We start from the raw sequence: 14891 nt of genomic DNA on the forward strand, positions 1-14891 counted from the left end.
ACTCAAAAACTTATAAATTCTATTGTGGTAAACAATACCCCTCATTGTGTAGTGAGGGGTATATAAATTTGAGCTTTACGGGGTGTAGAACAAGCCGGGCTTCCTGGGCATAGCCCCGGGAACCCGGCTTCTTCCGTCATGCAGCTTATTGCTCAGTCGTCGTATATCCGATGCTTCGCAGCAGGCGCGCCAGCATCGCAACGGCTTGCGCACGAGTGGCATGCTGGGCAGGCGCCAGCTGGCCGTTCGCCATGCCCTGCATGATGCCCCCTTCAATCGCGGCAGCTATGGCTTCTGCCGCCCATTCGCTGACAGAATCCTTGTCGGCGTACGGGGACAGAACATTTGCTGCCGGCGAATTTGTGCCAGCGGTTGCGGCTGCAGGCAGTATAGGCAGCAGCTCGGCTTGGCTGGACACCCACTGAAGAGCTCTGGCCAGCATAACTGCCATCTGCTCTCTCGTTATATGCTCCTCCGGGCGGAAGGTGCCATCTGCATAGCCGGTGACTAGACCGTGCTTTGCAGCTGCAGCCACCGCATTCGTGAACCATGCCTCCTTGGGCACATCCGGGAAGGCGCTGTCGCCCCCGGTGAGGCCAAGGCTGCGAGTCAGCATGGCTGCGAATTCCGCTCGGGTAACCTCCCTCTCCGGAGCAAATTGGCCAGCGGCAACTCCGTTCACGAGCAGCCTGGAGGCGAGTACCTCCGCATCGCTGCGCGCCCAGTGTCCGGCCATGTCGGCGAAGGATGCCTCTGCCTGAATCACCGTGTACCAGCTATTGCCAGTACGCAGCATATGAGCCGTCGTCCCCTCCTCATCCTGAACGAACAGGGTCGGCACGCCGACGAAGCTGCCTGTCGTCTCGTCATAGACAACGCCTGTTGCATGCGGTGAGGTCGCAGCCGAATGAGGCAGCCGGATGCTGCGAGCGGCGTAGCCATTCAACGCTGCGATAGGGTGCGCGTCCCCGCCGCTCCCCATAGCCAGCTCGAAGTCGATGGCCGGAGCAATCGTCCGAATGCCGGCCTGGGCTGCCCTTTCCTCCATGCGGAGGGCCTGCTCCTCGGTGGCTTGCGTCATCCGGAGAGTCAAGTAAGGCGCGGGAGCAGTCTGGTCGGCCTGCTGCTCTCCCAGCTCCGCGATGATTTCGGCATGAAGCGGCAGCTCGTAGCTGCCCAGCGCCGTCTGGAATTGCAGCACGATTGGCGGAACAGCCCTATCGACGCGAGACTGAACGATGTCCAGCAAGGTGTTCAGCGGCAGATCTAGCTCGGCCTGTTCCGCGCTGCCGTCAAGCGTCAGAGCGAGCAGGCTTCGGTCGTCCGACAGCTTCTTGGCTGCCTCTTGAAGGACGGCCCCGCTCAGCATGGCGCGCGTCAGCGTACGCCCATCGGAGGTTGTAGTCTTGTCGCCCGACAGCTTCATCTCCACACCAGCTGCCGTCACGCTGGAGGCTGGCGGAGGAAGAATGACAGGATAGACCGGCTCCGGCTCCGTCGAAGGAAGCGGCTTGCCATAGAGCTTGATGTTATCCAGGTAATACGTGTTCGCCGAGTTGTTGTTGGCGGTGAAGGTCTGGATCAGCGCGATATTCTCGGTCCGATTGAACAGACCGATTCCTTCGAGTGCCAGCTCGCCGTCGACATACACATCCGCCTTGCCGGTCTCCAGATTGGCGACCACCGCGATATGGTACCAGGTGCCGGCGCTGTAATTGGCCAGGAACGGCGTATAGCCGCTGGATGTGCGGAACGCCAGGTTGCCGCCGTTCGTCTCGATTGCGACGGCCGCGTAGCTATTGCTCGTGGAGCCTGCTCCATCATCGGAGCTTAGTCGCATCACTTTAATGGAATTGGCCTTGGCCTCGTGCATGAAGTCAAAGGAAACAGCCGCGATGTAAGACTGGCTCTCGAACGCGCGATCCGCCTGCACGACGTCGGAGCGGTCGTCGAACAGCCGCAGGCTCTTGTTGCCATTGCCTGGAACGTCAGCCACCTGCAGGGTGCCGCCGGCCTCGCGAACCGTATAGCCTGCCGGCTTTGCGCCCGTCTCTTCGCCGTCGAACGTATCCTCGGCGAGCAGGCGGAGCTCCTCGATTTGGATCAGGTCGACCAGCCTTGCGCTGAGGGCTGCCGTTGGCCCGCTCTGTCCAGCGCCGTTCGCCGCGATAACCCGGTACTCGTATGTGACGCCTGCCTCAGCAGAGGTGTCCTCATACGTGGACTCGAAGACTCGGCTCGCGATGACGCTGAACGAGCCCGTTCCCGCGGTCCGACGCTGCACGCTGTAATAATCGGCGCCGCTGCCGTTCCAATCCAAAATAATTTTGGTGCTGGCGCTGGTCGCCGCGAAGTCGGAAGGCGTCTCCGGCGCAACGAGCTGGAACGGGGTTGCGCTGACGGCTGCCGACAGCGGGCCCGCGCCATGCGCGTTCGCAGCCTCCACCTTGTAATAGTAGGCGGTTCTGTTCGCCAGGCCGGTATCCGTATAACGAGTGTGGCTTGTCGCCGTCGCGATGGCCTGGTACGTGCCGTCTGCCGCATCGCTGCGATAGAGCGTGTAGCTGGAAGCGGCTGCGACGCTGCCCCACCGGAGCGTAACGACGCCGTCGCCTGGCACAGCCAGCAGGCCAGATACGACGGTCGGCGCCGTATCCGGCTCGCTTCCATCGAAGCTGCCGGTATAGTTGCTTGTGCGGAGCCAGTTGACCGCTTCCCCGTACAGCTCTCCCGCTCCTGCTCCTGCCGAAGCGGAGCCGATCAGCGTATCCTCCAGAGCCGTCAGCTCATCCTTGGCGTAGAGATACGGAAGATTGCCCGAATCGGTATTCCAGCTGAACGCGACGGGTGTAGCCGGAACGGGAGCGAGCGGGCTGTCTGGCGAGTCGCTGTCGCCCGTATAGCTTTGGCCGTCCAGGTTGTATTGCACGTTGACGGCTTTTATTTTGCCCGTGAAGCTGGCTTGCAGATCCTCCTTCTGGTTATTGCGCAGCGGGTAGAGGACATTGCGGATGATGCTGTTCTCCAGGAGCAGCGCGCCGCCCTCGGTCGAGATGGAGCCGTTGCTCGTGACGCCGAAGTGATAGCCTGCGTCGGCTATGCTTGCTGCGATCTCCGGCGTGATCAGCGCGCTTGCGGAGCGCGAGCGGCTGTTGTCCACCACAATATTATAGACATGCGCATTCCCGCCTCTCAGCCTGGGAATCCGATCCATCATATCCTTGTAGTAGTTATGATGGAGCGTGAGCTCCAGCTGGGGGTTGTCGGACGCGAATTCGGACGAGCCGATTAGATGGCCCTTCTTCTGCCCGGCAGACACGGCGATAATATCCGCTTTGGTCAGTCCGGCGGACAGCAGGTGCGCGTACATAGGGTATTTGTCGGGCAGGCGATCGAGCGCCTCGATCTGCTCGGATACCCAGCTGCCCGCCGCCCCGCCATCGTCACCCAGGAAGCGGCTCCATGAGATCGTGATGCCGTTGCTGCCTCCCTTGGCGTCGACGATGCCGTCATAAGCCTTGCCGAACGTGCAATGATCGATCCATACCTTGCTTGTTCCATTCTCCAGCGATATATAATCCCAGTCGTTGCGATCGAAGTCGCCCCGGGTCGCCTCATCCCATTCCCACAGCTCGTCGAATGACAGGTTGCGGATGATGATATTGGAGCTCGCCCGGAATACAAGCGAAGCGTGCCGGAGCTCGGAGCCGTTGCGGGAGAAGAGGGTCAGGCCGTTCGCCCCGTCTACCGTTATTTTGCACACGCCGGTACGAAGCAGCACGGGATGCAGCAGCGGGTCGTTATGCTTGCTGAACGGCGCCGTGCGAGCCGCTTCCGGAATTTCCAGCCAGCCGAGATCCAGATCGTTCATAATCTCAATGACCTTCGCGCCGGAGCCCGGCTTCAGCGCCTCATGCAAATCCTGGGCGGTATAGACCTTGCGATAAGCGGGGTCATTCTCCGCCAGCAGCCCGCCGCCCGTATTGTAAGCGGAGAAGCCGCCCATCTCGTACAGGCCGGGAACGACCAGCCCTGATGGCGTCGCGGACACCTCTCCCGAGTAGGGGCTTGATCCGTTCGCGTTAACGGCTCTTACGACCCAATAATACGTCGTATCGTTCGTGAGACCGGACACAGTGGCGGTGAGGCCTGAGACCTCATCACCCATCAGCGTGTAGGGACCGCCGCTTGTCGTGCCTCCAAGCACTTGATAGGACGCCGCTCCGGCAGCGGCTTGCCAGGTCAGCTCCACCGCCTCGTGACGGGGGATGGCTGTCAGTCCATCGGGTGCGGACGGCGGATTCTCATCCACAGGCACCGTCTCCGAATCGAAGACAAGCGCGCCGTCGACCTCCAGCTTAATCTGATCGAATACGGCTGAGGCCGACGATACGGCAAAGCCGACATAGAGGGTAGACAGATTCAGGTGGGTGTAGTGATTGTTTTTGTTGTCATTGTAATTGGTGCGGGATTGGTACGTGCTGCCACCGTCCAGGGAGTACGTGAATTGCAGATCGTCCCCGGTGCGCGCCATTCGGACCGAAATAGGCCCCGTCGAGGCGCCAAGATTATCACTGCCTCCGCCGGTTCCGTCCAGTCGGCGATAGTCGCGGACACGGACATTGCCGCTGTTCAAGTCCAGCCCAGTCGCCACCATCTTGGAATCAGGCTCCAGGCCTCCCTTGGCCATCAGAAGAGCCCATGCGTTGGCGGGGTTAGGGCTGAAGCTGCTCAGGCGCGCGGTGAACACAAAATCCTTGTCGCCAGAGACGGGAAGATAAGCGAAGGCGACATGATCCCCAGCGGAATCGATCTTGCCGCCAGAGGCTTGCATCGTCAATGCCCTGTTCTGGAACGCCGCCGAGACGGCGCCTGGATTCACCTCATCGGAAGCATACAGCTTGCTCGCGCTCCAGCCCTCCGGAAGACCGGTGGCGGCTATGGCTTCCGTCGCCGCTGAGGCTGAGCCTGCTCCCCCGAGCATTCCGGCAAGCAACTGCAGGGCTACGGCCGAGGCCAGCAAGGAAGAGAGCCATTTTTTTCTAATCATCTGAATTGTTGCACCTCCGAACGATGTATTGATGTAAGCGCTTCCTGTACATGGACAGTATAGGCTTGGAGCGGAAGGTGCCTCAATAATCATTGCGCGTGGAATTGGGAAAAAGGGCCAGGCGGGCGACATAATCATTTTGCGAGGGAATGCTCATTAGAACGGATTTGAACGCTAAGGCAAGGGATGCGGGGGATCAGAGAGCCGTATATGGCGCAAGAGGCCTCATCACAGCAAGATATGGAAAGCCGCGTGAGGCCGATCCTGTTACATTGTCTGTAGGAGCAGGCGGGAGGGGGATCAGGTGAGAAGCGTCTCAGCATCCAGAGGAAGCTTCTGAATAGGGGCGTAGATATGATAGGCGGCGTCCAGCTGGTACGGACTATCGAACTGTTGAATGAGCTCGATGGGACAGTGCTCCCTCTCGAGCCTGGTTATTCTTAGAAAGCGGGCATAGTCCGTAATGAACACGTCTCCAATGTCGAGCAAGTCGCCCCTATATTGAAATCTGGCGCAGAAGAGCGGAGGGACCTGAACGGTAAAATAATTCGGCATACTGAGCTCAAGAGCATGCGGGATGCCGCAAAGCACCTTGAATCTGGTGGAGCCGGGCTGGCAATTGGAATAGATGACATAGCAGCCGCCTGTTAACGGCTCGCCCTCGGGAAGGGCATCCAGCAGTCTTCGGGCATGCGCCCGAATGACGAACTTGTAGTCATCCGTCGCCAGATCCACCTCGAAGGCAAGGCCGCTGACGCTGAGAGGGGCGAGCTCCGTTAAGGTGAAATGCGATACGACGTCGCCATGGATATGCTTGACCGCTCTCTGCACAACAGAAGGCAGGGGTGCCGCAGCGAGGGTGGAGTCCGCTCCTCTCAGCGAGCTGGGAGCCATGCCGTATTGGCGTCTGAAGGCTCGCGTGAACGAGGAAGGTGTGCCGAAGCCCAGGCGACAGGCAATGTCGGTTAGCGAAAGGCGGCCGTCCTGAATCAGCGACAGTGAGGCGTTCAGCCTTCTCGCCAGCACGTATTGCTTCAACGAGCAGCCCATCATGGCCGAGAAGAGGCGGTGAAAATAAAATTTGGACATATGGCTGGAATCGGCCACGGCATCCAGTGATAAGGGCTGCTCCAGGTTGTCCTCGATGTAGCGCAGCGCGCGTTCAATCACTTCATGATGCTCCATTGGGGGACTCCTTTGCTTATTAGTTGAAAAGTCAGGAATAAGGAGGAATAAGGTATGGATCGAGATCGGATGAATGGCATCCTATTAGGCTTGCTGTATATCGTCGCCGCCGCCGCTTCGATTATTGCGGTTGTTCTCTACGAACCGCTGCTATCGGAGCAATGGTATAGGACGGCGATCCAGGAAGGGGACACCAAGGTATTAATCGGCATAGGCCACGAGATGCTGCTCGTGCTGTCGGCGGTGGGAACGGCGGTGATGCTGTTTCCTTACGTTCGCCGCTGGAATGAGCATTTGGCGCTTGGCTATCTCTGTTTTCGCTTGCTGGAAGCGGTGTTTATTGCCATTGGAGTGGTCAGTCTATTCGGCTTGCTGCAGCTTAGCTTCTATTATGAAGCAAATGGGCCGGGAGTTGAAGAGCAGCTGCGCGCGGCGGGGGTCCTGCTGCAAGGCTTTCACCAATGGACAGCGATGCTGGGACCCAATTTCATGCTTGGCGTCAATACGCTGCTGTATAGCTACTTGCTTCTCCGAACGGGCCTAGTGCCGAGGCCGCTGGCGATATTCGGCATGCTTACTGCCGTGATGGTCTTCGTGGCTGGCATGCTGGAGATGTTCGGCGTAATGGAGCCGATGTCGGCAGCCAAGGGGCTGATCGCCCTCCCAGTAGGCGTATATGAGCTGAGCTTGGCGGTATGGCTGATCGTCAGAGGTTTTGCGAGGAAATGAATGCACGTTCAGATGGTTTCAAGTATAATGACAGGCAAACAGCTATAAGAGAGAGGATGTCAGGATATGTCAGTTGGTATATTAGCGCATTTGTTAGGAAAACAGCCCTATAAGGAGCTTGCGGCCAAGGTGGCCGAGCACGGCTTCCCCTATGTGCAGCTGGCGCTTGCCAAAGCGTTCACCGATATCGATTCCAGCCTAGGCAAGCTAAGCCCCGGCTTGGCGCAAGAGATTGGAGGCGCCTTCGCAGAGCGAGGCGTGCGTATCGCCGTTCTTGGCTGCTATGCGAGCCTGGTGGAGCTGGATGACGAGTCCTTCCGCTACAATGTAGACCGGTTCAAGGAGCATCTGCGGAACGCCCGCCACTTCGGGGCGCCGATCGTAGCGACGGAGGTCGGCAATATCCTCGGTCCGGACAGCCGTCCCCAGCATCTGGAACGATTGAACCTGGCGCTGGAGGAGCTGGTGGAGGAGGCCGAGCGCTGGGGCGTAACGATCGGGCTGGAGGCGGCGCAAGGGCATCTGATTGACTCGTCCGAGACGCTTGCGGAGACCATTGAGCGATTCCCGTCCTCCTGCGTCGGCGTTGTGCTGGACCCTTGCAATCTCATGAACCGCCAGCGGTTCGAGGTACAGGACGATACGATCCGGGAAGCGTTCCGGCTGCTCGGTCCACGGATCGTCAGCGCGCATGTGAAGGACCTGCAGCGCGCAGAGGACGGCTCGCTGAAGGGGACAGCAGCGGGGCTCGGCGAGCTGAACTACCCGCTGTTCTTCCAGCTGCTGGAGCAGCACAAGCCGCATGGCTTCGCAACGCTGGAGGATGTTACCGTCCCTCAGATGGCGGAGGCGGCGCGGTTCGTCCGGGAGGGGCGGGCTAACGCTCATTGACCGGTTACGCCAGTATTCGGGGCGGCAAGCCTAACTCGTCATGGGACAGCCCGGCGCCCCTTCATGGCCGAACGATCAAGGAAACACCGGTTTTTGCGCCAACGGGCCAAACCTGTCACGTCTGTGGGAGCAAGTAAGCAGAAGTGAAGGATTTGAGCGTACGAGGATGGACATGTTCATCTTGTCAAACGTCACATAACCGAGATTGGAATGCGGCACAAAACATAAAGGCTATGGCCCTGTAATGAATAATGTAAGAACTGTAGGAACCACAGGGGCCGCTTGGTGTACGATATTTCGAAAAAATATTACTACGACTTTGCTCCATGAGGAGCAACAACCCAAGAATGCTCCATCGCTTAGGTGGCGGGAGTGTTCAACATTCATCCCTGACTGTCAAACCAACGCCGTCATCCGCGCATATGCTGATAGCATATAGGGGAGAGGCGATGGTTTTTTCATTTTTTGAAGGGAAGGAATAAATTTTGTTCATGGCCCTGATTTTTATTTTTTATCGTGTTGTGTACGTTTTCTGAATTTTATCGCATTATGGGGCTGTCAGTGAAATTTACCGGTTTTTAAAAAGGGTCCAACTATCTTATAATAGTAGATATCTCAATCTATAAATAAGGACGGTTACAATGAGTCATAAGACGGAAACAGACGTAATCTTGATCGGCGCCGGTATTATGAGCGCGACCTTGGGTGCTCTGCTGAAGGAGCTGGCGCCGAACTGGAAGATCAAAGTGTTCGAGAAGCTGTCCAAGGCTGGCGAGGAAAGCTCGAACGAATGGAATAACGCGGGAACGGGACATGCTGCGTTATGCGAGCTGAACTATACAAGCCAGAAGCCGGATGGCTCGATTGACATCAGCAAGGCCATCAAGGTGAATGAAGAGTATCAGGTGTCCAAGCAGTTCTGGTCTTATCTGGTGGAGAGCAAGCTGATTCGCAATCCGCAGGAATTTATTATGCCATTGCCCCATATGAGCTTCGTGCACGGAGCGAGCAATGTGGCCTACCTCAAGAAGCGCTATGAAGCGATGTCGGCCAATCCGTTGTTCGATGGTATGGAGTTCTCCGACGACCCTGCAACCTTGAAGAAGTGGATTCCGCTTATGATGAACGAGCGTACGTCGAACGAGCCTATCGCGGCGACGAAGATCGACACGGGCACGGATGTGAACTTCGGCGCGCTTACGCGTATGCTGTTCGATCACTTGAAGGGCAAGAATGTCGAGATTCACTACAAGCACAGCGTGGACAATATGAGACGCGCAGGCGACGGCTCCTGGGACCTGAAGGTTCGGAATGTCGACAGCGGCATCGTGGAGCGCCACAAAGCCAAGTTCGTATTCATCGGCAGCGGCGGCGGCAGCCTGCATCTGCTGCAGAAGTCCGGCATTCCCGAAGGCAGAGGGATCGGCGGCTTCCCGGTCAGCGGACTGTTCATGGTGTGCACCAATCCGGAGGTCGCGGCTCAGCATCATGCCAAGGTGTACGGCAAGGCGCCGGTTGGAGCGCCGCCTATGTCCGTGCCGCATCTGGACACTCGGTATATCGATAACAAGAAGTCGCTGCTCTTCGGGCCGTTCGCAGGCTTCACGCCGAAGTTCCTGAAGACGGGCTCCATGTTCGATCTGATTACATCCGTGAAGCCTTATAACGTGGTGACGATGCTGTCGGCCGGCGTCAAGGAGCTGGGTCTGACCAAATATCTGATCGAGCAATTGATGCTGTCCAAGGAGAAGCGTATGGAAGCGCTGCGCGAATTTATCCCCAACGCCAAGAGCGAGGACTGGGATTTGGTCGTTGCAGGCCAGCGCGTGCAGGTGATCAAGGATACGCCTAACGGCAGAGGCACGCTCCAGTTCGGCACTGAGGTCATTAGCGCCGCCGACGGCTCCATTGCCGCGCTGCTTGGCGCGTCTCCGGGCGCCTCTACAGCGGTGTCCGTCATGCTGGAGGTCATCTCCCGCTGCTTCCCGCAGCATATCAAGGAATGGGAGCCGAAGCTGAAGCAGATGATCCCGTCATACGGCAAGAAGCTGCTGCAGAATCCGGAGCTGATTCAAGAGATTCATACGTCGACGGCCCGCACGCTTGGTTTGACAGGCGAGCTGCAGACGTCGAAATAGCAGGCGACGAAGGCGCGAAGGCCGTTCCGCGATGAGGCGGAACGGCCTTCGTGCGCGCTTGGCCGCACGTAAAAACGAGGGAACTCCCCGAGGTGAGGAACAGCGACACCTCGTGTCGCTGTTGCCCCTGCTGGTACAACATTTACTGCAAGACAGGTCTGCTCAACTGATCAACAAGGGCTGATCCAACTTATTTCCTTTAACCGGGATGTACGAGGAGTGAGGGATAGAACATGCATGCTGATCCTCTGAAATCGCAAGCCATGATAAAGGTTGCTTCATCGGTAAAAGCTAGCTTAGAGCTTGTGGTTATATTCGCCATGGCCGCTGTGTTTATTGTGCTGCAGCTTACGCATTGGGAGCCTCTAACGGCGGTGCTCGGCATCCTGGTGTTTGGCGCGATTGCTCTGTTCCTGCGTCATCTTCGAGGCATGACCCTGTGGCTGACTGTGGGGTTCATGTCCGTCGGCGTGCTGCTGCTCCTGGTTCAGAAGGCATCGGCGAGCTATTGGTTCCAAGCAGCAGGCGTCAATGTTACGCTTGTCACCTTGTTTGTATTCGCGCCGCTGTTCGGCATCCCGGTTCGGCTGCCCGCATATATAGCCGCGCTGAAGCGCTTCTACGAAACCAAGCTGCGCAGCCGATATATGTTATTCAGCGGCACCCAGCTGCTGACGCAAACGATGGCCGTATTCCTCAATGTTGGCTCGATTCCTGTTGTCTATCATATGGTGTTCGCCAAGACGCATCCCGGAATGGCTATGCCGCTGGCCAATGCGCTGAATCGCGGCTTTGCGGGAGCCATCCTGTGGTCGCCCTATTTCGCGGCAATGGCGGTTGTGCTCTCTTCCTTATCGGTAGAGTGGACGGCTATTCTGCTCCCTATGCTGGGGCTTGTGGCCATCAGTATGCTGGTTAGCATCGTGGTGGAATACAAGGCGTTGCGGAATGCTGGCGGCGATGAGCTGCTGGAGGAAGAGCAAGCGAAGGAGCAAACGAAGGAGAATGGGAAGGGGAAGCTGACCGATATGGGAAGGACTGAGCCTGCCGTGAGCGACGGCTCGTCTTCTTTTCCCGTGGGACTGGGTCTGTATCTTGTCTTGGCGATTGTCGCCATCCTATTGCTGGAGCAGTGGGTGGAGCTTCCCATGGTGCTCATCACATGCTTTGCCGCAGTCGTGTACCCGCTAATCTGGTGCCTGGGCAAAAGGGAGACGGCAACCTATCGGCAGGGTCTGAGCCATCATACCTCTGTGACGCTTCCTGCGCTCAAGAAGGAGATGACCTTGTTTCTCGCGGCGGGCTTCTTCAGTGGAGCCATCGGCATGATCGGATTCGGGGACTACGTTCCCGTCCTTCTGGAGAGTATCCCGCTGCCGGTATCCTTGTCTTACTCCATCCTGACCATTGTGTTGATCATGCTTACCTCCATGATGGGTCTGCATCCCATCGTGCTCGTCACCATTCTGGCGACAGGCATCGATCCCGCGGCTGTACAGATGAGCCCGAACGAAGCTGCGGTGCTGCTCCTCGGCAGCTGGTGCCTGTCCAATGGCATTTCGCCGTCCTCGGCCGTGAACAACCTGCTGGCGAGCTTGTTTCAGAAGTCGGTGTACGAGATAGCGAGGCCGAACTATAGGTTTGCCGTCTGGATGGGAGCTGCGCTGCTCCTGTATTTGGCCGTGATAACCGTCTAGAAGCCTGGCGTTATGTATGGTACGATGGAAGCCTATATGCAAAGAGGAAGTGAACCCTACTTATGATACTGATAACGATTCCAACGCCGGAAGTGACGATACACAAGCAGGAAAATCCGCAGCTTAGCCATATCTACGGCTTTACGGATTTCCATCTGATTACGCGCGAGCGCGGCGGCATCTTCATGTTCTACAATGACAAGGATGAGTTGCTGTTCGTGGGGAAAGCCCGCAAGCTGCGCCAGCGGATCAAAAAGCACTTTGAAGATACCGTCTCCCCTATGAAGAATCATCGGGACGAGGTGGCGAAGATCGAGGTGTGCCTCGTCGACGACCCTATGGAGCGGGAAATCTACGAAACGTATATCGCGAACAAGGGGAGAGCCAAGTACAATCCGGACAAGGTGTCCCAAGGCTAACGGCGGCCCATTTGACAAAAAGAGTTGTAGTAACTAAAATGGTTACAACGGTGGTGATGGCACATGAAGCAGATCAGCACACGTTTCTCGATTGCGGTGCATACCCTATGCCTTATTGCGGTTAGTCCGCAGGATTGCACGGGGGATTTCATCGCGGGCAGCGTGAATACGAACCCCGTTGTGATCCGCCGCATCATGGGCATGCTGAAAAAGGCGGGGCTGGTGGATGTGCGGGCCGGAGTCGGCGGCGCTTCCTTGCGGAAGGACCCGCACCGGATTACGCTTCTCGATATCTATCGAGCGGTGAACGTGGCGGAGGAGAACCAGTTGTTCCGTATTCACGAGGCGCCTAATATCCAGTGCTCCATCGGTCGCAGCATCGAGCAAGTGCTGCAGGCCGAGGTGAGCGAGGCTCAGGCGGCTATGGAGCGGAGGCTGGAGCAGACAACGCTTGCCGAGCTGATCGTGAAGTTTGAATAAAGCTCTGTTCGCATGCCGACCTGCTCCGTCAGGGGCGGGGAGGCGGCTGCTCGCAGAGCTTCTATTTCAATACCAGCGCGCAACGGATGCTGCCCCACTGCAGGACGACTCTGCCCATTACGCTAGTGACATGTGCCGCTGCCGATTATCACGGAAAGACTGCACGAGGGGATTTTTTTATGCGCGAGTTGTAACCAATATGGTTATAACTAGTGCGAATACAACATTTTTTGGAGGTATAACAATGAAAAAGCTATTAGTAACAGGCGCAACAGGCAAGCTGGGCTCTAAAGTGGTGGAGGCGCTGCTGAGAAGTGTGCCGGCGGGCAGTCTGGCCGTTAGCGTGCGGAATCCGGAGTCGGCGGCTAAGCTTCGCGCTTTGGGCGTAGACGTCCGCCATGGAGACTTCGACGAACCGGCAACGCTGGATGCCGCATTCGCGGGTATCGATCGGATGCTGATTATCTCCACGGATGGAGATACAGATACTCGAATTCGCCAGCATACGAACGCGGTCGAAGCGGCTGCTCGGGCGGGCGTCGGCTTTATCGCGTATACAAGTGTGGCGAATGCGGCAGACAGCAAGCTGTTCCTGGCGAAGCCGCATCAAGCAACGGAAGTGGCCATTCGCGCAACAGGCATTCCGTATTCCTTCCTGCGCAACAACTGGTACTTCGAGAATGAGCTATCCAGCATTCAAGGCGTGCAGGCGGGCGCTCCATGGGTGACCTCCGCCGGCACGGGCAAGGTGGGCTCGGCGCTTCGACAGGAATATGCGGAAGCGGCGGCAGTTGTTCTCGCAGGGGAGGGGCATGACCATACTACGTATGAGCTGTCTGGCAAGCTGCTCTCGCAGGAAGAGCTTGCAGCGGCAGTCAGCGTCGTATTAGGCAGGGAGGTGCCGGTCGTTCATGTGGACGATGACGCTTATGCGGACATCATGAAGAACGCCGGCGTGCCTGACTTCGTCATCCCGATTCTTGTCGGTATCCAGCAAGGCATCCGCGAAGGAAGCCTGGAGGTGGAGAGCGGCGACTTCGAGAAGCTGCTGGGACGTCCATTGGCGCCGATCCATGAGGCGCTGCGCCAGCTGGTGTAGGCGACCGTATGAGCTGTTGACACGAGAAGCAGCCCCATTCGTTCCGTTGCGGAGCCGAACGGGGTTGTTTTCTTTTGTGCAAATAATCATCCCATGCTGCATGCGCAAACATGTTATGCTAGAGTCATTCGGATACACCGAATCATGTTCAACTAGAATCTTGCAGAGGAATGATGTTGAGAATGGCAGGTTGCAAGGGATGTTGGACGGGCTCGCATACTTATGAAGTACGGATAGAGGGAAGTGTGAATGTAGAAGTCATGGGAGCTGTTGCCGGATTTCTTCGGTCAAGAGACGCGATGGTGGAGCTGGACAATGATCGGCTCTATTTCAAGGAGGAGAGCCTGGCAGACTTCTATGATTTCTGCCGGGATCATATGGATGTCGAGAGGATGGCGGTCAGGACGTCCGAGCAGGCGGAATGGAAGCCATTCGGCCTAGTTCCGGATATGCTGGGCGCAGAATGGGTGGATCGGCTGATCACGGAAAATCGCATTGAGCCATGGGCGCAGCCGATTATAGACCGGAACGGGGAGCTGTTCGCTCACGAGATGCTGGCGCGGTTCGTCCGGCCGGAGGGGGGCTTGCAGTCCCCATTCGAGGTGTTCGGTGCGGCCAAGCTGCGGGACAGGGTGTACGCGCTGGATCGCATGTGCCGGATGGCGGCTATTCGGAGCGCCGTGCATTTGCCGAAGAAGGTATTTATTAATTTTGTGCCTACTTCCATCTACTCGCCGGCGCATTGCCTGCAGTCCACAGTAGCTTTGGCGCAGGAGCTCGGCTTCCATTCCTCGAAGTTCGTCTTCGAGGTGGTGGAGAGCGAGGAGGTAGGGGATATCGCCCATCTCAAGTCCATACTGGAGTACTACAAGGCGGGCGGCTTTCAATATGCGCTGGACGATGTGGGCGAAGGCTTCAGCACCGCTCAGATGCTGCGCGATATTACGCCTCACTATATGAAGCTCGACAAGTCCTATGTTCAGGGCGTAGCGGGCGACCCGGACAAGCAGGAAATGGCGGCTCAGATGCTGACCATGGCTCTTGAGCTCGGCTCGGTGCCGCTTGCGGAAGGGATCGAGGCGGAGGAGGATTACGAATGGCTGAGAGAGCAAGGCTTCGAGCTGTTCCAGGGCTATTGGTTCGCCAGGCCTGCACCTATCGCGAGAGCGGTAAGACAATAAATGATGCGCAGCTCGGATGCGC

The 14891-nt window shown here is 57.5% G+C and carries 11 protein-coding genes; 9 read left to right on the forward strand and 2 right to left on the reverse strand.

Annotation, left to right across the window (positions count from 1 at the left end):
• Window positions 1-145: 145 nt before the first annotated feature.
• Together AB1S56_RS01640 and AB1S56_RS01645 are read right to left on the reverse strand one after the other, a co-directional pair.
• Window positions 146-5050, reverse strand: coding sequence for an S-layer homology domain-containing protein (locus AB1S56_RS01640; RefSeq protein WP_340871704.1), 4905 nt, complete (start codon window positions 5048-5050; stop codon window positions 146-148).
• Between the two features lie 300 nt (window positions 5051-5350).
• Window positions 5351-6235: an AraC family transcriptional regulator gene (locus AB1S56_RS01645; RefSeq protein WP_340871702.1), complete on the reverse strand. Its 885-nt coding sequence runs from the start codon at window positions 6233-6235 to the stop codon at window positions 5351-5353.
• A gap of 54 nt (window positions 6236-6289) precedes the next feature.
• On the opposite strand from AB1S56_RS01645, the gene AB1S56_RS01650 reads away from it, so the two are divergent.
• The 9 genes from AB1S56_RS01650 (at window position 6290) to AB1S56_RS01690 (ending at window position 14869) form a co-directional block, all read left to right on the forward strand.
• Window positions 6290-6964, forward strand: coding sequence for a DUF4386 domain-containing protein (locus tag AB1S56_RS01650; protein ID WP_340871701.1), 675 nt, complete (start codon window positions 6290-6292; stop codon window positions 6962-6964).
• A gap of 66 nt (window positions 6965-7030) precedes the next feature.
• The gene (locus tag AB1S56_RS01655) at window positions 7031-7855 is read left to right on the forward strand and encodes a sugar phosphate isomerase/epimerase (RefSeq protein ID WP_340871699.1); all 825 of its coding nucleotides are present in this window, start codon (window positions 7031-7033) and stop codon (window positions 7853-7855) included.
• Between the two features lie 143 nt (window positions 7856-7998).
• Window positions 7999-8100, forward strand: coding sequence for a zinc ribbon domain-containing protein (locus AB1S56_RS01660; RefSeq protein ID WP_340871698.1), 102 nt, complete (start codon window positions 7999-8001; stop codon window positions 8098-8100).
• A 396-nt stretch (window positions 8101-8496) separates the two neighbouring features.
• A complete protein-coding gene (locus AB1S56_RS01665; RefSeq protein ID WP_340871697.1) occupies window positions 8497-9993 on the forward strand; it encodes a malate:quinone oxidoreductase in 1497 nt (498 codons plus the stop codon).
• A gap of 233 nt (window positions 9994-10226) precedes the next feature.
• The gene (locus tag AB1S56_RS01670) at window positions 10227-11690 is read left to right on the forward strand and encodes a hypothetical protein (protein ID WP_340871695.1); all 1464 of its coding nucleotides are present in this window, start codon (window positions 10227-10229) and stop codon (window positions 11688-11690) included.
• A gap of 62 nt (window positions 11691-11752) precedes the next feature.
• Window positions 11753-12109, forward strand: coding sequence for a nucleotide excision repair endonuclease (locus AB1S56_RS01675; RefSeq protein ID WP_340871694.1), 357 nt, complete (start codon window positions 11753-11755; stop codon window positions 12107-12109).
• Between the two features lie 63 nt (window positions 12110-12172).
• Window positions 12173-12589, forward strand: coding sequence for an Rrf2 family transcriptional regulator (locus AB1S56_RS01680; protein WP_340871692.1), 417 nt, complete (start codon window positions 12173-12175; stop codon window positions 12587-12589).
• Window positions 12590-12833: 244 nt separating this feature from the next.
• Window positions 12834-13688: an SDR family oxidoreductase gene (locus AB1S56_RS01685; RefSeq protein WP_340871689.1), complete on the forward strand. Its 855-nt coding sequence runs from the start codon at window positions 12834-12836 to the stop codon at window positions 13686-13688.
• 245 nt (window positions 13689-13933) lie between these two features.
• The gene (locus tag AB1S56_RS01690; protein ID WP_340871688.1) at window positions 13934-14869 is read left to right on the forward strand and encodes an EAL domain-containing protein; all 936 of its coding nucleotides are present in this window, start codon (window positions 13934-13936) and stop codon (window positions 14867-14869) included.
• The last annotated feature ends 22 nt before the right edge of the window (window positions 14870-14891 follow it).

The organism is Paenibacillus sp. PL2-23 (assembly GCF_040834005.1).
In the GTDB taxonomy this organism is placed as follows: domain Bacteria; phylum Bacillota; class Bacilli; order Paenibacillales; family Paenibacillaceae; genus Pristimantibacillus.

What these genes read in the sequence shown, in the direction of transcription:
- AB1S56_RS01640 (WP_340871704.1), bottom strand. Translation starts at nt 5,050, where the DNA reads ATGATTAGAAAAAAATGGCTCTCTTCCTTGCTGGCCTCGGCCGTAGCC.
- AB1S56_RS01645 (WP_340871702.1), bottom strand. Translation starts at nt 6,235, where the DNA reads ATGGAGCATCATGAAGTGATTGAACGCGCGCTGCGCTACATCGAGGAC.
- AB1S56_RS01650 (WP_340871701.1), top strand. Translation starts at nt 6,290, where the DNA reads ATGGATCGAGATCGGATGAATGGCATCCTATTAGGCTTGCTGTATATC.
- AB1S56_RS01655 (WP_340871699.1), top strand. Translation starts at nt 7,031, where the DNA reads ATGTCAGTTGGTATATTAGCGCATTTGTTAGGAAAACAGCCCTATAAG.
- AB1S56_RS01665 (WP_340871697.1), top strand. Translation starts at nt 8,497, where the DNA reads ATGAGTCATAAGACGGAAACAGACGTAATCTTGATCGGCGCCGGTATT.
- AB1S56_RS01670 (WP_340871695.1), top strand. Translation starts at nt 10,227, where the DNA reads ATGCATGCTGATCCTCTGAAATCGCAAGCCATGATAAAGGTTGCTTCA.
- AB1S56_RS01675 (WP_340871694.1), top strand. Translation starts at nt 11,753, where the DNA reads ATGATACTGATAACGATTCCAACGCCGGAAGTGACGATACACAAGCAG.
- AB1S56_RS01680 (WP_340871692.1), top strand. Translation starts at nt 12,173, where the DNA reads ATGAAGCAGATCAGCACACGTTTCTCGATTGCGGTGCATACCCTATGC.
- AB1S56_RS01685 (WP_340871689.1), top strand. Translation starts at nt 12,834, where the DNA reads ATGAAAAAGCTATTAGTAACAGGCGCAACAGGCAAGCTGGGCTCTAAA.